Below are 16,646 nucleotides of genomic sequence, written 5' to 3' on the forward strand. Positions count from 1 at the left end.
CCGCAAGGCTCGCCCACAGGAGGATAGAGGAAACATGCCGGCCACCGACAAGACCGATCGCACCATGACGAGCGTCACCGCGCAGGAAGCGCTTGATTTTCACTCGCAGGGTCGCCCCGGAAAGCTGGAGATTTCCCCCACCAAGGCGATGGCCACCCAGCGCGACCTGTCGCTCGCCTATTCACCGGGCGTTGCAGTCCCCGTGAAGGCGATCGCCGAGGATCCCAACACCGCCTATGACTATACGACCCGCGGCAACATGGTGGCCGTGATCTCGAACGGCACGGCCATCCTTGGCCTCGGCAATCTCGGCGCGCTTGCCTCCAAGCCGGTCATGGAAGGCAAGGCCGTGCTGTTCAAGCGCTTTGCCGACGTCGATTCCATCGACCTTGAAGTCGATACCGAAAACGTCGACGAGTTCATCAACTGCGTGCGTTTCCTCGGGCCCTCCTTCGGCGGCATCAATCTTGAAGACATCAAGGCGCCGGACTGTTTCATCATCGAGCAGAAGCTGCGCGAGGTGATGGACATCCCGGTGTTCCACGACGACCAGCACGGCACAGCGATCATCGCCGCGGCCGGCCTCATCAACGCGCTGGCGCTGACCGGCCGCGACTTCAAGACGACGAAGCTCGTCTGCAACGGCGCAGGTGCCGCAGCCATCGCCTGCATCGAGCTCATCAAGTCGATGGGCTTCAATCCGGAAAACGTGATCCTGTGTGATACCAAGGGCGTGATCTTCCAAGGCCGCACCGAGGGCATGAACCAGTGGAAGTCGGCCCATGCGGTCAAGACCGACCGCCGCACGCTGGCCGAAGCGATGGACGGCGCCGACGTGGTCTTCGGTCTGTCGGCCAAGGGCGCGCTTTCGGAGGACATGGTGCGCTCGATGGCGCCGCGGCCGATCATCTTCGCCATGGCCAACCCGGATCCGGAAATCACGCCTGAGGAAGTCGCCCGCATCCGCGACGACGCGATCGTCGCGACCGGTCGTTCGGACTATCCGAACCAGGTCAACAACGTGCTCGGCTTCCCCTACATTTTCCGCGGTGCGCTGGACGTGCGCGCAACGACCATCAACGACGAGATGAAGATCGCCGCTGCCGAGGCGCTCGCCAGCCTTGCCAAGGAAGACGTTCCCGACGACGTCGCCGCCGCCTACCAGGGCAACCGCCCGCGCTTCGGCCCGCAATACATCATCCCGGTCCCCTTCGACCCGCGGCTGATCTCGGCGATCCCGATGGCGGTCGCCAAGGCAGCGATGGAAAGCGGCGTCGCCCGCAAGCCGATCACCGACCTCGAAGCCTATGGCCGCCAGCTTTCCGCCCGCCGCGACCCGATCGCCTCGACGCTGCAGCGCATCTACGAGCGCGTCCGGCGCCAGCCGAAACGCATCGTCTTTGCCGAAGGCGAGGAAGTGCAGGTCATGCGCTCGGCCATCGCCTATGCCAACCAGCAGCTTGGCACCGCCATCCTGCTCGGGCGCGAAGAGCGCATGCGCGAGACGGCGGAGCGTGAAGGCATCGACCTCGACCGCCCCGGCATCCAGATCGTCAATGCGCGGCTTTCCAAGCGTGTCGGCGCCTATACGGACTATCTCTATGCCCGCCTGCAGCGGAAGGGTTTCCTCTTCCGCGACGCCCAGCGTCTGATCAACAACGACCGCAACCACTTCGCCGCCTGCATGGTGGCGCTCGGTGACGCCGACGGCATGGTGACGGGTCTCACCCGCAACTATTCGACGGCGCTCGAAGACGTGCGCCGCTGCATCGACCCGAAGCCCGGCCACCGCGTCATCGGCGTCTCGATCGCGCTCTGCCGCGGCCGTACGGTGCTCGTCGCCGACACGGCGGTTCACGACATGCCCTCTTCGGAGGAGCTTGCCGATATCGCCGAGGAAGCGGCCGGCCTCGCCAAGCGTCTCGGCTACGTGCCGCGCGTGGCGATGCTTGCCTATTCCACCTTCGGCCATCCCCAGGGCGAGCGTTCCGAGCGGGTGCGCGAGGCGGTCAACATCCTCGACAAGCGTCGCGTCGATTTCGAGTATGACGGCGAAATGGCCGCCGACGTCGCGCTCAATGCCCGGGTCATGGAGCAATACCCGTTCTGCCGACTTTCGGGCACGGCCAACGTGCTCGTCATGCCGGCGTTCCACTCGGCATCGATCTCGACCAAGATGCTGCAGGAACTCGGCGGCTCGACGGTGATTGGCCCCCTGCTCGTCGGCTTCGACAAGTCGATCCAGATCGTCTCGATGTCGGCCAAGGATTCCGACATCGTCAATATGGCGGCGATCGCGGCCTATAACGCCGGCATGTAGGACCGGTATTGCCGGTCCGGCGGCTGCTCCATTTCAGTGCAGCCGTCTCCATTCGGATCAACGCGCGACCCCGATTGGTAGCAATTCGAAACAACTATAAAGAAGAAAAGCCCGCCTTCCGAAAAGGAGGCGGGCTTAATAACATGTAATGCATTTATGTTTAAGGTAATGAAAGACGGAGTCTTGGGAACCCTATGCCTGTCGATCCCCGGAAGATCGGCAGTTTCTCCATTTATTTTCTCTATTCGTTCGTCATGAAACTAGAGAAGAACATGACAATACATGTCTCTCTTTCGACCCTGAAAGTCAAACCCATCATTAATAATTGGTTAACCCCACCGGGACCCGGTCAGGAGGCGGCGCCACCGAAACGTCCGGCATCCGCGCCGTAGTAGTTGAGGTAGCGGCCCGAGATGTTGCTGATCGGCAAAACGATCAGAACGTCGGTGGTGCGGAACGCATGATCGACCACCGCTCCGTCGCCGACCATGGCGCCGAGCCGCATATAGCCCTTGATCAAGGGCGGCAGAGCGGCAAGCGCCTTCTTGGCATTGATCGCCTCGGCCGGCATCAGATCCATCGTCCGGTGCAGCTCGGGCCGTGCGCTGACGGCCCAGTCGTCGCGGGCGCGGATATTGTGGTGCAGGAAGGATAGCGCCAGCGCATGTTCGGCCGGAACGACACCGGGGAACGAACCGCAGCCGAACATCGCGTCCATGCCGTATTTGAGCGCATAGGCCCAGTTGCCCTGCCACAGGAGTTCGACTGTGCGCTTGGTCCGGTAGTCCGGCAGGACGCAGGAACGGCCGAGCTCCATGAAGCGCTTGGTCGGATGACGGGCGAGAAGCGCATCGATCGCGAATTCGGAAGACGAGTAGAAGCCGCCCGAGCGCTCAGCCACATCCTGGCGCAGCAACCGGTATGTTCCGACGATCTGATCCTCGGCGTCGCCTTCGATCGAGGTATCGAGAACCAAAAGATGGTCGCAGATCGCGTCCCAGCTGTCGACGTCGCGCTTGCGCCGATCTGCCTCTGGGCCGACCTGCGCCTTCATCTCCTCGACGAAAACCTTGTAACGCACGGCCTGAGCGGCATCGATTTCCGACGCCGTGCGGGCAAGCCGCGTCTCGAGATTGGCGATCCTGCCGAGAACGTCGGACGCCGGAGCGGCGGCTTTCTTGCCGATGCAAGCCTGAGAAGTGTCAACCACGTTCGCCGAATCCAGTAGCTCGATGGCCATCCGCGTAATCCCGAATCAAATCTGTCTGCGGGGGCTTAGACCACGTTTCTGCAACAACATAGTGACATGAACATTGCGTACAACCCCCGCTGTCCGATCAATACCGTAACCACCGCAAGAGTTACCGTTTGCGCAGCAGACGCGCGATCTCGGCGGTCAGCACCTGTGGTTCCACGGGCTTGGCGAGCACGACATCGGCACCGGCAGCAAGCAGGCGGTCGCGCATATCCTCGCGGATATCCGACGTCAGAACGATCACCGGCAGCCGCGCCAGCGCGCGCGACGCCTCGTCCGCGCGTATCTGCCGCATCATGGAAAGCCCGTCGCCACCCGGCATGTTGAGGTCGGTGACGAGAAGCTCCGGCGATGTGTTTCCGGCGGGCGCCCGTAGCGTCTCGGCGACCCCCGCGAAATCGCTGACCAGTTGAACCGCATGTCCCGAGCGCTGCAGCAGGGTGCGGATGATCAGTGCATTTATCGGGTCGTCCTCGGCCAACAGGATGCCGTGTCCCGGCCGACGGTCGGGTTCGACGACCGGCTCCTCGCGCAGGACCGGCCTGTTGTCGTTGATCGCGTCGCGCTTTTCGATGCCCTTCAGGCGGCCGAGCAGCACTTCGACCAGCGACTTTTCGCGCAAGGGCCGGATCAGCCAAGCCTCGTAGCCATCCATCTGGTTGACGGGATGACTGTTGCGCTCCTCCGGATTGATCAGATAGGTGCGGCGAACCTCCAGCCGCCCGATGGCCGGCTGCAGCGCCAGAAGCTGCTCGTACTGCTGTGCGTGTCGGTGATCGACGATCACGTCGGTGAGCGCCGCGCCGCCTGCCTGCACGTCGGCGAGAACATGCTGGGCTGCGGCAAGCGTCGTTGCGCGGTGGCAGCGCCCGCCAAGCGTCGCGATGGTTGCGGCCAGCGCCGCCGAGGCCGGGCCATCTGGGGCCATGACCAGCACATGCGATCCGGCAAGAGTGGAGCGGCGCTCCGGCGCGATCGCCTCGACCTCTGCAAGCGGCATGCGGATTTCGAAGCGGCTGCCGCGGCCGGGCGCGCTCGCAGCCGTGAGGCTGCCGCCGCAGGCCTGCATGATGCGCCTGGATATGGCGAGGCCGAGACCGGTGCCCTTGGCGCGCTGTTCGTCATTGCCGGCCTGCTCGAACTCCTCGAAGATGCGCTTCAGATCTTCGGGCGACATGCCCGGACCCGTATCGTCGATGCGGATCCGCACGCAGTCTTCGATCGTGTCGGCGCTGACGAAGACGCCGCCGACTTCCGTAAATTTGACCGCGTTGCCGATGACGTTGAAAAGCACCTGCCGCAGACGCGCGGCATCGAAAGCCATCAGCGCGGGGACGTCGACGGAAACGGTGGCGCCGATCTCGATGCCCTTCTCGTGGGCGCGGTTGGAGAGCATTTCCACGACGCTCTCGATCACGCCACGCGGATCCTGGCGGCTCGGGCGAAACTGGAAGCGACCGGCCGAAAGCGACGAGAAGTCGATAAGGTCTTCGACGAGCTGGACCAGCGCGTGGCCGGATTGCTGCATTCCGGCGAGATAGTTCTGCTGTTCGCTCGACAAACGTGTCTGGCCGAGCAGATGGCTCATGCCGAGAATGCCCGAAAGCGGCGTGCGAATTTCGTGGCTGACGGTGGCGAGCAGCCGCGATTTGGCTTGGCTCGCCTCCTCGGCCCGCCGGCGCGCCGCCTCACGCTCGCGCGCCGCCCGCGCTTCCTCGGTGACATCGCGCGCAATGCTGTGGCGCATGAGCTTGCCGCTCGCCGGATCGCGGGCGATCACGTCATGCCAATCGAAAAGGCGGATGCCTTCGGCCGCGGCGATGCGCACGAGGTAATGATTGGGCGCGGCCTTCGGCTCGAAGCTCAGGCCAAGGGCGCCGCAGGCCATGCCCCGGACATCCGACCGGCCGCAGATCTGATGGAAGACGGCATTGGCGTGGACAATCTTTCCGTCCATGCCGCGCATGATCGCAAGGTCGCCCAGCGCATCGTGAATGGTCGAAAGCAGCGCCGAGGTTTCAGAGCGGCGCCAATCCTTGTCTCGCTCCGCCTCATCGGAAACCGGCACGCTATCGAACGCGCGGATGGCTTCAACGGCGAGCAGAAGCGCACCGACCACGCCGGCCGCGGCAATCGCCGCGGCGAACAAGTGGAAGCCGGCAGTCATGCCGACGACGAGGATAAGGCCGGAAGCGACCAGGCCGAGCAGCGCCAGGGATGCGTAATTAAGCGCAGAGCGCGTACCGGAAGCCGGCTGCGCCGACACCTCACGGGACGGCGCCCCATCGAGCGGAAGCGCCGAAACCGACGCAGCGCTACCCGCCCGGGCGTCTCTCCCGAAGCCGGTTTCGATCCGCTCTAGCAGTCGTGACGGTTCGCTCATGCGTTCCGGCTAACACGACAGGCGTTCCGAATGGCTTCAAGGCTTCGATAAAATCTTACCGATCCGCCTTTTTCGCGTGCAGAAGCTCGTCAAGGATGATCGCCCCGGCCCCGATGGTGATGAAGGTATCGGCCAGATTGAAGACGGCAAAGGACCACGTCTCCGTATAGAACAGGATGTAGTCGATGACGTAGCCGAAGATCACCCGGTCGACGAGGTTGCCAAGCGCACCGGCGATGATCAGCGCGTAGCCGAAATGGGCGAAGAACCGGTCCTTCGGCGTGCGCTTCCACAGCCAGAGCACGAAGGCGCAGACGGTGAGCCGCATGCCGACGATGAACCAGCCTTCCATGCCCGACAGCATCGAGAAGGCGACGCCGTAGTTGTAGGTGCGGTAGAGCGCCAGCATTGGCACCACATGGACCGCCTGGTTGAACGGCAGGTAAAGCTCGACCAGATACTTGATCACCTGATCGGCGATGAGCGCGAGAACGATGAAGACCGCGATCGGCAGCGGCCGCGAAAACAGCACCTGCTTCTCGCTCATGCACGGGCATCCAGGGTCAGAAGGTGACGGCGCGCCTCGAACAGCATGATGCCGGTGGCGATCGCCAGGTTGAGCGAGTCGGCGCGGCCGGCCTGCGGGATGCGGGCAAGCGCACCGGCCTCGCGGGCGAGCTCCTCCGGCAGACCCGACTGCTCGTTGCCCATCAAAAGCACGACCGGCTTCGACTTGTAGTCAATGGTGCGATAGTCGACGGCACCGGCGAGATGGGTCGCGACGACCTTCACGCCGGCGGATTTCTGCCAGCGGATGAAATCCTCGACGCTGGCGCGCGCCACCGGCATCGCAAAGACCGAGCCCATCGTCGCGCGCACGGTTTCGAGCGAAAACGGATCGGTGGTCTCGCCGACGAGAATGACGCCGGAGGCACCGGCGGCATCGGCCGTGCGGATGACGGTGCCGAGGTTGCCGGGGTCACGGACGCGATCGAGCGCCACATAGGTTTCGCCGAGCTGCGGCTTCAGGTCCTTCAGCGACTGGTAGCGCTGCTCGAAGATGCCGACGACCATCTGCGGATTGTCGCGCCGGGTGATTGTCGACAGCACCTTTTCGCTGACTTCCAGCACCAGCCCGCCCTTGGCGAAGGTCTTTGCCGCCACCTGTTCGACATGCGGCTTGCCCTTGGCGGCCTTCGCATAGATCAGCGTCTTGATCTTCCAGCCGAGGTCGAGCGCGTCGATCACCAGCTTCAGGCCTTCGGCCATGAAGGAGCGCGTCTCATCGCGGTGCTTCTTCTGCGTCAGCGCGCGAATATCCTTGATGATCGGGTTGGTGAGGCTCGTGACCTCCTTCACCTGACCGACACGACCGGTGCCGTGCTCGCTTCTGTCGTTCGTCATTGCGGTACCCAGCGGCTGAAGAGTGAAGTCGAAAGCGCCCTGCCCGGCTCGCGGCCGTCAAGCCCGCCCTCGCGGATGATGAGTTCGCCCGACTCCACCCGGCCGCCGCGGCCGCGCATCGTCTCGCGCATCAGTTCATGGATCGAGTAGAAGCTCGCCCGGATCGAATAGGCCGTCAGCACCAGGCCGCGCGCCTCCGGCGACAGGATCTCGCGGCAGATGTCGAGCATCGCGGCCAGATGGTCGAAAAGCTGCCAGACCTCGCCGTTGGGCCCGCGGCCGAACTTCGGCGGGTCGGTGAGGATGATGTCGTAGCGGCTGCCGCGTCGCTCCTCGCGTTGGATGAACTTCATCGCATCGTCGCAGATCCAGCGGATCGGCAGGTTTTCGGCCCGCGCCAGCTGCTGGTTCTCGCGCGCCCAGCCGATCGCCTTCTTCGAGGCGTCCACATGGGTGACCTCGGCGCCGGCCCTGGCGGCGATCAGCGAGGCAACGCCAGTGTAGCCGAAGAGGTTCAGAACCTTCAGCGGCCGTCCGGCCGCCTCGACCTGCTCCTTCACCCAGCTCCAGTGCGCGAGCTGTTCGGGAAAGACGCCGACATGGCGGAACGAGGTGAAACGGCCGTGGAACTCCGTATTGAGAAGCTGCATCGGCCAGGTTTCGCCGAGCACGGCGCCGGGAAAGCGCCAACGGCCCATGCCGTCTTCGTCAGTGTCGCCGGTGAAGATCGCGTCGGCCTTCTCCCAGACGCTGTCGGGCAGGTTGCGCGGCCAGAGCGCCTGCGCCTCGGGGCGCACGATGCGATAGGGACCGTACTGTTCCAGCTTCTCGCCGGCACCGCTGTCGATCAGGTGGTAGCCGGAAGCGTCGGACGTTTCAAGAATGAGCGGCACGCGTTCGGCCGGCTTGTCGCCGTTTCGCCGCGCGATCACCCGCGCCGGCGTTTCCTGCGCAGGCGCATGTTTTGCTTGCTTCTCGCGCGTCTCCGCGCCCTGCGCTGCCGCCGGTCGCGCCGGCCGCTCCTTGAAGCCGCCGCCCTTTGGCGGCGCCGAACGCTTCTCTGCGTGGCGGCCGCCGCCACGCGCTTCGGCACCACGGCCCTTGGCCGTCGTCACGGAGGCATTCTTCGACCGCCGGTCCTTTTCCTTCACGCTGAAATCCCTGGGCTTTGTTGGTGCATGGGCCGCCTGCCTGCGCAGTATCCGGGACGAGCCGGCGGACGCCATGAGGTTTGTCGCCGCAGCCTGAAGCCGCGGCATCTCTTGAAGCTGCAAATAGCATCGCTGATGCTCTTGGCAAAGCCGTTTCCGTTTTGCGAAGATCAAGGCGCAAGAACCCGCTGCGAATTTCCATGGGCCGGAACCGGCTTCGCGACAAAATTCCGCGGCAGGTCTAGTGTGTCGAAGCGACATTTGCGCGTCGATATCGGGCGCGCGGCGTCGCATGGGGGGAGGAAAACGCATGGACATGACCGGCGAAGAACGGATTGCGGCTGGGCGCGACGCGGTGTGGCGCGGCCTCAACGACCCGGAGATCCTCAAACGATGCATCCCCGGATGCCAGTCGCTGGAAATGACGTCGCCGACCGAGCTTGCGGCCGTGGTGAAGATCAAGATCGGCCCGGTCTCGGCCTCCTTCACCGGCAATGTCGTGCTCTCCAACCTCAATCCGCCAGAGAGCTATACGATCTCGGGCGAAGGCAAGGGCGGCATCGCCGGCTTTGCCAAGGGCGGCGCCGATGTCGCCTTGACCGAGGACGGGGAGGAAACGGTGCTGCGTTACGACGTCAAGGCGGAGATCGGTGGGAAGCTCGCTCAGCTCGGCTCGCGTCTGATCGACTCGACAGCCAAGAAACTGGCGCAGCAATTTTTCGCCGATTTTAGCGCCGCCGTTGGCGGCCCGGCGGAAGCTGCGAGCTGAAAACGCGACGCGGCCGAGCAGGCATCCCGTCTCGGCCTTCGCAGGCTTGTGAGCGTCTGATCAGTTCTGCGGCGCTGCCAGCGTCGCCTGGGTTGCGAGCTTTTCCGCCTGGCTGCGGTGTTTCTCCGCCTCGCGGTGCCACTTCACTGCTTCGTTGGCCTCGTTGCGCGCGCGCCGCCGGTACTTGCCCTGGCTCAACCAGGTCGCGGCGGCACCGAGAATGACGCCGACGATGACCGCAAGGAACAGGAAGACGAAGAACGGCGCGCTCACCGAAAGCACGCTGTCTTCCGGCCGGAAGGGGTTCAGTGCCAGCGTCACGCTCTGGCGGTTGGCCACGCTGAGCACAATCAGGATGATGGCGACCGGTACAAGAACAACGATGTTGATCAGTTTCTTGAACATTCAATCGCTCCATTTCGCCGACGCCCACACTCTTTGCCGGACACTTGCCGGCAACGGGCCTCGTTTACAGGGGGTCGCTGGGGGTCTCTGTAGACCGCCAAGGATAATCAATCCTCGTCGTCGCCGTTCATGCCCGGGTTGAGCCGCTCGCGCAGTTCCTTGCCGGTCTTGAAGAACGGCACCCATTTTTCCTCGACGAAGACGGAATCGCCGGTTCGAGGGTTGCGCCCGGACCGCGAGGGCCGGTTCTTGACCGAGAAGGCGCCGAAGCCACGCAGTTCGACCCGGTTGCCTGCGGCGAGCGCGTCGGTGATCTCATCGAGGACCGCGTTGACGATATTTTCGACGTCGCGGTGGTAGAGATGCGGATTGCGAGCTGCAACAATCTGCACCAGTTCTGACTTGATCACTGTCGCCCCCTCAAATTCTTGTTTGTTTTGCTTTTTCGGTCTGCATTGTGATTTCCGCAAGGCGGTGCGCGGCATTTGCAAAATCACCGACATCGCTCGACGGCTCAGGCTGGGTATATGTCGCCTTGCTCATTGGCCATCAACCTGCCAAACCGAAACAAGACCGTCAAGAAACAACTTGTCGCCTGCAACTTTTTCGAGCCCGCTCATTGCCGGAAAAGCGTCATATCCCAACATCTTGATCCAGTTGCCGACCAGCGCGCCGAGGCCAAAAGGAAGGGTCTTGCGGGGGGCTTCCCAATCGACGATCGGCAGGTCCTTCGACACCTTTTTCTCGGTGAGGAAGGCGCGAATTTCGTCCTCGCCGCCGAGCTTGTCGACGAGCTTGGCCTTCAGCGCCTGGCGACCGGTGAAAATGCGTCCGTCGGCGAGCAGCAACGCATCGGGACGCGACAACTTGCGGCGCTCGGCAACCAGGTCGACGAACCAGGCGTAGCTGTCGTCGATCATCGACTGGATCATGGCCTTCGCCTCGTCGCTGGCCGGATGGAAGGGCGAAGGTTCCGCCTTCAGCGGCCGCGACTTGATCGATTCCAGGGAGACGCCGAGCTTGTCCATCAGCTCCTTGACCTGCGGGTACTGGAAAATGACGCCGATGGAGCCGGTGATCGAGCTTTCGCCGGCAACGATCGTATCGCCGCCGAGCGCGATCATGTAGCCCGCCGAAGCGGCAAGCGTGCGCACGTCGGAAACGACCGGTTTCTTGGCGGCGACCTTGCGGATCGCCTTATAGATGACCTCGCCGCCATAGGTGGTGCCGCCCGGCGACGAAATGGTCACGACCAGCGCCTTGACGCTGTCGTTGTCGGCAATCTTCTGCAGGCGCTCGAGCAGCTCGCGGTCATCCTGGATCAGGCCGGTGATCGCGACACGCGCCACGTGCTGCCTGTTGTGGCCGACATCGTCGGCAGCACCGGACCAGGCAAAGATGGCGAGCGCGACGAGGAGAAGCAGGCCCGCCACCACAAAGCGCCAGAAGCTCAACTTCCGGCGCAGGCTGCGGCGATCGGCGATGGCGAGTTCGTCCATGTGGGTTTCTCCCGATTTGTTGGCGCTGCTTCTGTCAGTTTCCGCGGGAACGTGCTATCTGCGCGCGAAGAGGCATATTCCATAAACGCGCTTGGTCACGGTTGAAAGCCGCGGCGGGCGTTTTTGCGCCTTACCCGAGTTTTTTTGCGGCGCCATTGTGCGACAGCAAAAAATATCCATATTTGCGACGACTTACACCAATGTATGTAAATGACCCCTTCGCCGGGTCAGCGACAAAAGCAGTAGAACCGACAGGCCTTTTCATGTTGAACCACGCGCCAGCCCCGGGCATCTTTGCCGATACGGGTGCGAGCTCCGCCGACGCCTACGCGCTCGCCGCGCGGCATTCCGCGCGCGTGCGTCGCCTGAAGATCATCCTGCCGATCATCGCCGGCGTCATCGCCGTCATTTTTGCCGCCGTCTCCTTCGTGCGCGCCTTCATGCCCGTCGACCTGCAGATCGAGACCGCGACGATCGAGGATGGCAAGATCGTCATGAAGAACCCGGCGATCTCCGGCCGCAACAAGCAGGGCATCAGCTATTCGATGAAGGCCCAGCGGGCGCTTCAGGATATCGCCAACCCCGACATCATCACGCTGCAGACGATCCACGCGGAAATGCCGATGAAGGATTCGATGATGGCAACCGTCGATGCCACCAACGGCATCTACGATCGCGGCGCCAATACGCTCGACATGAACGCCCCGTTCACCATTTCCGTCAATAATGGCATCAACGCCGACTTCCAGTCGGCCTATCTGGATATCAATGCCGGCGAGATGGAAACGAAGCAGCCCGTTGCGATCAGCATGAAGGGTGGTTCGATCATTGCGCAGACGCTGCGAATGACGGATAAGGGACGTATTGTAATTTTCGAGGGCATGGTGAGGGTGAACGTCGAGCCCACCGCCATCCGCAAAAACGCGAAATAGGACCCGGTGCACTCCATGTCGGTCACAACCGCATCATTTTTCAAGATTTCCGCCAGCCTGGCCATTGCCGGAGCCGGCGCTTTGATTATTGCCTCCGGCGCTTTTGCGCAGGCCACGTCGAGCAAGATGAAGGGCCTTGAGCTGTCCAACGACAAGCCAATCCAGATCGAGAGCGACAAGCTCGAAATCAAGGACCCGGAAAGCAAGGCGATCTTCAGCGGCAACGTCAAGGTCGTGCAGGGCACGACGACGCTGCAGGCGGGCAACATGGTCGTCTTCTACAAGTCCGGCGGCGGCTCGGTTTCGAGCGGCGACGCCGACATCGACCGCATCGAGGTCAGCAACAAGGTTTTCCTGAGCTCCGGGACCCAGCAGGCGACGGCCGACACCGGCTCGTTCGACATGACCAAGCAGGTCTTCGTTCTCAAGGGCGACAAGGTCGTCCTCTCGGAAGGAAAGAACGTCTTCGTCGGCTGCCAGCTCAACGTCCAGATGGAAACCGGTGAGGCCCAGCTCGAAGCCTGCGGCGGCCGCGTGCAGATCCAGCTCGACCCGAAGTCCCGCAAGACGAACTGACGTAGACCGCTCGTGCAACTTCCCTTCCTCCACAAGCGCAAACGGGTCCGCAAACCGTCGGCGACCGCTGCGGTCGCCTCCGGCCATGCGGTCGACAAGGCGCGCTATGACGGCACGCTGATCGCCCGTGGGCTGACCAAGGCCTATCGCGAGCGCCGGGTCGTCAACGGCGTATCGCTCGTGGTGCGGCGCGGCGAAGCCGTAGGCCTGCTCGGGCCGAACGGCGCCGGCAAGACCACCTGCTTCTACATGATCACCGGCCTCGTCCCCGTCGACGAGGGCTCGATCGAGATCAACGGCAACGACGTGACGACCATGCCGATGTATCGGCGTGCACGCCTCGGCGTCGGCTACCTGCCGCAGGAAGCGTCGATCTTCCGCGGGCTGACGGTCGAGGAGAACATCCGCGCCGTGCTCGAGGTCCACGACAGGAACCTGGAGCGACGCGAGAGCAAGCTCAACGACCTGCTCGGCGAGTTCAACATCACGCATCTGCGCAAGTCGCCGGCGATTGCGCTTTCCGGTGGCGAACGCCGCCGTCTCGAAATCGCCCGCGCGCTTGCGACCGACCCGACTTTCATGCTGCTCGACGAGCCCTTTGCCGGCGTCGATCCGATCTCGGTCGCCGACATCCAGGCACTTGTCCGGCACCTGACATCGCGCGGCATCGGCGTTTTGATCACCGACCACAACGTTCGCGAGACGCTCGGCCTCATCGACCGTGCCTACATTATCCATGCCGGCGAAGTGCTGACGCATGGTCGCGCCAACGACATCGTCACCAATCCTGACGTGCGCCGGCTCTATCTCGGCGACAATTTCAGCCTCTGAGACCGCCTCGCGGGCGATTCCGCCCGCGATCGCGCTTGACCAAACCTTTCCGATAAGCAATTTTTGGGCCAATTAAGAAAAGGGCCCGATCGGCGACCGGAGAAGCACCGCGGCCCCTGGAGATTTCTCGGGAGTTTCGCGTCAGCATGGCCCTGTCCGCCAGCCTTCATCTGCGCCAATCCCAGTCCCTGGTGATGACGCCACAACTCATGCAGTCGATCCAGCTGCTGCAGATGACGCATTTTGAACTCAACCAGTTCATTGCCCAGGAAGTCGAAAAGAACCCGCTGCTCGAATTTCAGGCAAATGACGATCAGCTCACCCCGGAGCGGGGCGAGATGGCCGGCGGCGACGAGAGTGGCGCAAACGACGACGGCGGCGGCCAGGCGGATCTCTATGACAGCGCCACATCGCAGAGCGGCGAGCGGCTTGACGACCAGCTCGATGCCGATTTCGCCAATGTCTTCCAGGACGACACGACGCCGCAGCGCGCCGACGCGCCGGAATTGCTTGGCCAGTGGAAATCGATGCCCGGCGGCGGCGAGGGCGAAGACTACGACCTCGACGACTTCGTCGCCGGCCGCAAGAGCCTGCGCGAAACGCTTCTGGAGCAATTACCCTTCGCGCTGCCGACGCCGTCCGACCGACTGATCGCGCAACACCTCATCGACCAGCTGGACGACGCCGGCTACCTGCAGGCGGACCTCGGCGAGGTCGGCGAACGGCTGGGTGCCGCAGATGCCGATGTCATCAGGGTGCTGCTGACGCTGCAGCAGTTCGATCCGCCGGGCGTCTTTGCCCGTTCGCTCGGCGAATGTCTCGCCATCCAGTTGCGCGCCCGCGACCGGCTCGACCCGGCGATGGAGGCGCTGCTTGCCAATCTCGAACTTCTGGCGCGACGGGATTTCGCAACGCTCAAGAAGATCTGCGGCGTCGACGAGGAAGACCTGATCGACATGCTGGCGGAAATCCGCAAGCTCGACCCGAAGCCGGGCACCAGCTTCGAGACCAGCGTCAGCGAGGCGATCGTGCCCGATATCGTCGTGCGGGCAGCGCCCGACGGGTCGTGGCTGGTCGAGCTCAATCCGGACGCTTTGCCGCGCGTTCTGGTCAACCAGGACTACTTCGCTTCGGTTTCGCGCGGCACGCAGAAAAACAGCGCCGACCAGGCCTTCCTCAACGAGTGCCTGCAGAATGCCAACTGGTTGACGCGTAGCCTCGACCAGCGCGCCCGCACGATCATGAAGGTCGCGACCGAGATCGTGCGCCAGCAGGACGCCTTTCTCGCCAACGGCATCGGGCATCTCAGGCCGCTGAACCTCAAGACCGTGGCCGACGCCATCAAGATGCATGAATCGACCGTCAGCCGCGTCACCTCGAACAAGTACATGCTGACGCCGCGCGGGCTGTTCGAACTCAAATATTTCTTCACCGTCTCGATTGGCTCGGCCGAAGGCGGCGACAGCCATTCGGCGGAATCCGTGCGCCACAAGATCCGCACGCTGATCCAGGAGGAGAGCACCGAGGCCGTGCTTTCCGATGACGACATCGTCGACATCCTCAAGAAGGCTGGCATCGACATCGCGCGGCGCACGGTCGCCAAATACCGGGAGGCGATGAACATCCCCTCCTCCGTGCAGCGCCGGCGGGAGAAGCGCGCGCTCGCCAAGGCCTCCGGTTTCTGAGCCTCGAACGTTAAGGCGCATTAACTTTTTTGCGACCTTCGATTGACTCTCTCCGACACAGGCGATATGAGCCCGCCGCAATTGCCGGGGACATGCTCGCCCCGGAGGCGACCGGTGCGACCGGTGGCTGCGACAGAGGCGCGCTCGCAAGTCTGAAAGGCTTGGATGACGGGACCGCTTGGAATAGACTGGCTGCGCAAATCACGAACGAGAGAGGAAACTCCATGAGTGTGCGTGTATCCGGTAAACAGATGGAAATCGGCGATTCGTTCCGCGCCCGCATTGGCGAGCAGATCGAGCAGGCCGTTACCAAATATTTCGACGGAGGATATTCAAGCCAGGTCACTGTGGAAAAATCCGGGCCGCGCTTTAGCGCCGACTGCAAGCTTCATCTCGATACGGGCGTGGTAATGCAGGCGAATGGCCAGGCGAACGATCCACAGGCAGCCTTCGACGCGGCGTCGGACCGCATCGAAAAGCGCCTGCGTCGCTACAAGCGCAAGCTGAAGGATCATCACAACGGCAACGGACAGAACGCTGCCGAAGTGGCCTACACAGTGATGGATTCGGTGCCCTTCGAGGATGACGAAGTCCCCGAGGATTACGCCCCGACGATCGTCGCCGAAAGCTCGAAACAATTGAGGACGATGTCTGTCGCCAGCGCCGTGATGGCACTCGACATGACGGATGAACCCGTCCTCATGTTCCGCACTCCCGGCAAGGCCGAACTGAATATCGTCTACAGACGCAACGACGGAAATATTGGCTGGATCGACGCTGCCAATATCAAAGCATGAGCGAAAAAGAGGGATGCCGGCATGCCGGCGTCCCTCTCCCGCAACTCAGCGGCCAGGCCGGAAAATGTGACTTTTCTGTGCATGGAACCCGCCATGACAAAGATGGTTAGAGCCATTGCGACGCATTTATGATGATGTTGTCCGGCTCTAACCGGCGAACGAGGACAAAAGAATGGCATTGGCAGGTCTACTGCATCAAAATGCGATCATCCCGGCCATGAGGGCCAACTCGAAAAAACAGCTCCTTCAGGAATTGGCGGCAAAAGCTTCTAAGATCACCGGGCTTCCGGAGCGTGAAATCTTCGACGTGATCCTGCAGCGCGAGCGCCTCGGTTCCACCGGCGTCGGCAACGGTATCGCCATCCCGCACGGCAAGCTCAACAACCTTCCCTCGATCATCGGCATCTTCGCGCGTCTCGATACGCCTGTCGATTTCGAGGCGCTCGACGACCAGCCGGTCGATCTCGTGTTCCTGCTGCTTGCTCCGGAAGGCGCCGGTGCGGACCACCTCAAGGCCCTGTCGCGCATCGCCCGCGTGCTTCGCGACCAGGACATGGTGGCCAAGATCCGCTCGAGCGATTCCGCCAGCGCGATCTACACGCTGCTCGACGACGACGCGACCTCGCACGCCGCCTGAGC

The 16,646-nt window shown here is 63.0% G+C and carries 17 protein-coding genes; 8 read left to right on the forward strand and 9 right to left on the reverse strand.

The genetic code is table 11. From position 1 onward, the window contains the following. Positions 1–34: 34 nt before the first annotated feature. Entirely contained in the window at positions 35–2,320 is a 2,286-nt protein-coding gene (locus JVX98_RS20390) for an NADP-dependent malic enzyme (RefSeq protein WP_192448020.1), read from the forward strand. A gap of 349 nt (positions 2,321–2,669) precedes the next feature. On the opposite strand, the gene JVX98_RS20395 is transcribed toward JVX98_RS20390, so the two are convergent. From JVX98_RS20395 to JVX98_RS20415, 5 genes are all read right to left on the reverse strand, one after another. Beyond that, positions 2,670–3,560 (reverse strand): GNAT family N-acetyltransferase, encoded by an 891-nt coding sequence (locus tag JVX98_RS20395; RefSeq protein WP_043615637.1) that lies wholly within the window; start codon positions 3,558–3,560, stop codon positions 2,670–2,672. Between the two features lie 121 nt (positions 3,561–3,681). Then, entirely contained in the window at positions 3,682–5,958 is a 2,277-nt protein-coding gene (locus tag JVX98_RS20400; protein WP_205237228.1) for an ATP-binding protein, read from the reverse strand. A gap of 55 nt (positions 5,959–6,013) precedes the next feature. Further along, a complete protein-coding gene (gene lspA, locus JVX98_RS20405) occupies positions 6,014–6,505 on the reverse strand; it encodes a signal peptidase II (RefSeq protein WP_043615632.1) in 492 nt (163 codons plus the stop codon). Then, a complete protein-coding gene (locus JVX98_RS20410) occupies positions 6,502–7,362 on the reverse strand; it encodes an RNA methyltransferase (RefSeq protein WP_192448022.1) in 861 nt (286 codons plus the stop codon). The genes lspA and JVX98_RS20410 overlap by 4 nt, the downstream gene beginning before the upstream one ends. Next, on the reverse strand, positions 7,359–8,513 hold the full coding sequence (locus JVX98_RS20415; RefSeq protein WP_205237229.1) for a class I SAM-dependent rRNA methyltransferase: 1,155 nt from the start codon (positions 8,511–8,513) through the stop codon (positions 7,359–7,361). The genes JVX98_RS20410 and JVX98_RS20415 overlap by 4 nt, the downstream gene beginning before the upstream one ends. A 310-nt stretch (positions 8,514–8,823) precedes the next feature. Here JVX98_RS20415 and JVX98_RS20420 point away from each other — a divergent pair, with 310 nt between their 5' ends. Beyond that, complete coding sequence (locus JVX98_RS20420) at positions 8,824–9,282, forward strand: carbon monoxide dehydrogenase subunit G (protein ID WP_043615626.1); 459 nt, start codon at positions 8,824–8,826, stop codon at positions 9,280–9,282. A 60-nt stretch (positions 9,283–9,342) separates the two neighbouring features. On the opposite strand, the gene JVX98_RS20425 is transcribed toward JVX98_RS20420, so the two are convergent. The 4 genes from JVX98_RS20425 to sppA all read right to left on the reverse strand — a co-directional run bounded on the left by JVX98_RS20425 (position 9,343) and on the right by sppA (position 11,186). After that, positions 9,343–9,687: a lipopolysaccharide assembly protein LapA domain-containing protein gene (locus tag JVX98_RS20425; protein WP_205237230.1), complete on the reverse strand. Its 345-nt coding sequence runs from the start codon at positions 9,685–9,687 to the stop codon at positions 9,343–9,345. 107 nt (positions 9,688–9,794) lie between these two features. Next, entirely contained in the window at positions 9,795–10,097 is a 303-nt protein-coding gene (locus JVX98_RS20430) for an integration host factor subunit beta (RefSeq protein WP_025425688.1), read from the reverse strand. A gap of 10 nt (positions 10,098–10,107) precedes the next feature. After that, positions 10,108–10,230: a hypothetical protein gene (locus JVX98_RS32570; protein WP_256442651.1), complete on the reverse strand. Its 123-nt coding sequence runs from the start codon at positions 10,228–10,230 to the stop codon at positions 10,108–10,110. Further along, positions 10,227–11,186: a signal peptide peptidase SppA gene (sppA, locus tag JVX98_RS20435; protein WP_043615623.1), complete on the reverse strand. Its 960-nt coding sequence runs from the start codon at positions 11,184–11,186 to the stop codon at positions 10,227–10,229. The genes JVX98_RS32570 and sppA overlap by 4 nt, the downstream gene beginning before the upstream one ends. Positions 11,187–11,449: 263 nt before the next feature. On the opposite strand from sppA, the gene lptC reads away from it, so the two are divergent. The 6 genes from lptC to ptsN all read left to right on the forward strand — a co-directional run bounded on the left by lptC (position 11,450) and on the right by ptsN (position 16,644). Then, the gene (gene lptC, locus JVX98_RS20440) at positions 11,450–12,118 is read left to right on the forward strand and encodes an LPS export ABC transporter periplasmic protein LptC (protein ID WP_043615620.1); all 669 of its coding nucleotides are present in this window, start codon (positions 11,450–11,452) and stop codon (positions 12,116–12,118) included. A gap of 15 nt (positions 12,119–12,133) precedes the next feature. After that, positions 12,134–12,694, forward strand: a complete 561-nt coding sequence (locus tag JVX98_RS20445) for an LptA/OstA family protein (RefSeq protein WP_192448025.1) — start codon at positions 12,134–12,136, stop codon at positions 12,692–12,694. Positions 12,695–12,706: 12 nt separating this feature from the next. Next, positions 12,707–13,525 carry an LPS export ABC transporter ATP-binding protein gene (lptB, locus tag JVX98_RS20450; RefSeq protein WP_192448026.1) on the forward strand — a complete coding sequence of 273 codons (819 nt, stop codon included), beginning with the start codon at positions 12,707–12,709 and terminating at the stop codon, positions 13,523–13,525. 146 nt (positions 13,526–13,671) lie between these two features. After that, positions 13,672–15,210 carry an RNA polymerase factor sigma-54 gene (rpoN, locus tag JVX98_RS20455; RefSeq protein ID WP_205237231.1) on the forward strand — a complete coding sequence of 513 codons (1,539 nt, stop codon included), beginning with the start codon at positions 13,672–13,674 and terminating at the stop codon, positions 15,208–15,210. A 224-nt stretch (positions 15,211–15,434) separates the two neighbouring features. Then, the gene (gene hpf / locus JVX98_RS20460) at positions 15,435–16,007 is read left to right on the forward strand and encodes a ribosome hibernation-promoting factor, HPF/YfiA family (protein WP_034797455.1); all 573 of its coding nucleotides are present in this window, start codon (positions 15,435–15,437) and stop codon (positions 16,005–16,007) included. 172 nt (positions 16,008–16,179) lie between these two features. Continuing rightward, positions 16,180–16,644: a PTS IIA-like nitrogen regulatory protein PtsN gene (ptsN, locus tag JVX98_RS20465; RefSeq protein WP_043615607.1), complete on the forward strand. Its 465-nt coding sequence runs from the start codon at positions 16,180–16,182 to the stop codon at positions 16,642–16,644. Positions 16,645–16,646: the final 2 nt, after the last annotated feature.

Source organism: Ensifer sp. PDNC004, assembly GCF_016919405.1.
In the GTDB taxonomy this organism is placed as follows: Bacteria; Pseudomonadota; Alphaproteobacteria; order Rhizobiales; family Rhizobiaceae; genus Ensifer.

What these genes read in the sequence shown, in the direction of transcription:
- JVX98_RS20390 (WP_192448020.1), top strand. Translation starts at nt 35, where the DNA reads ATGCCGGCCACCGACAAGACCGATCGCACCATGACGAGCGTCACCGCG.
- JVX98_RS20395 (WP_043615637.1), bottom strand. Translation starts at nt 3,560, where the DNA reads ATGGCCATCGAGCTACTGGATTCGGCGAACGTGGTTGACACTTCTCAG.
- JVX98_RS20400 (WP_205237228.1), bottom strand. Translation starts at nt 5,958, where the DNA reads ATGAGCGAACCGTCACGACTGCTAGAGCGGATCGAAACCGGCTTCGGG.
- lspA (WP_043615632.1), bottom strand. Translation starts at nt 6,505, where the DNA reads ATGAGCGAGAAGCAGGTGCTGTTTTCGCGGCCGCTGCCGATCGCGGTC.
- JVX98_RS20410 (WP_192448022.1), bottom strand. Translation starts at nt 7,362, where the DNA reads ATGACGAACGACAGAAGCGAGCACGGCACCGGTCGTGTCGGTCAGGTG.
- JVX98_RS20420 (WP_043615626.1), top strand. Translation starts at nt 8,824, where the DNA reads ATGGACATGACCGGCGAAGAACGGATTGCGGCTGGGCGCGACGCGGTG.
- JVX98_RS20425 (WP_205237230.1), bottom strand. Translation starts at nt 9,687, where the DNA reads ATGTTCAAGAAACTGATCAACATCGTTGTTCTTGTACCGGTCGCCATC.
- JVX98_RS32570 (WP_256442651.1), bottom strand. Translation starts at nt 10,230, where the DNA reads ATGAGCAAGGCGACATATACCCAGCCTGAGCCGTCGAGCGATGTCGGT.
- sppA (WP_043615623.1), bottom strand. Translation starts at nt 11,186, where the DNA reads ATGGACGAACTCGCCATCGCCGATCGCCGCAGCCTGCGCCGGAAGTTG.
- lptC (WP_043615620.1), top strand. Translation starts at nt 11,450, where the DNA reads ATGTTGAACCACGCGCCAGCCCCGGGCATCTTTGCCGATACGGGTGCG.
- JVX98_RS20445 (WP_192448025.1), top strand. Translation starts at nt 12,134, where the DNA reads ATGTCGGTCACAACCGCATCATTTTTCAAGATTTCCGCCAGCCTGGCC.
- rpoN (WP_205237231.1), top strand. Translation starts at nt 13,672, where the DNA reads ATGGCCCTGTCCGCCAGCCTTCATCTGCGCCAATCCCAGTCCCTGGTG.
- hpf (WP_034797455.1), top strand. Translation starts at nt 15,435, where the DNA reads ATGAGTGTGCGTGTATCCGGTAAACAGATGGAAATCGGCGATTCGTTC.
- ptsN (WP_043615607.1), top strand. Translation starts at nt 16,180, where the DNA reads ATGGCATTGGCAGGTCTACTGCATCAAAATGCGATCATCCCGGCCATG.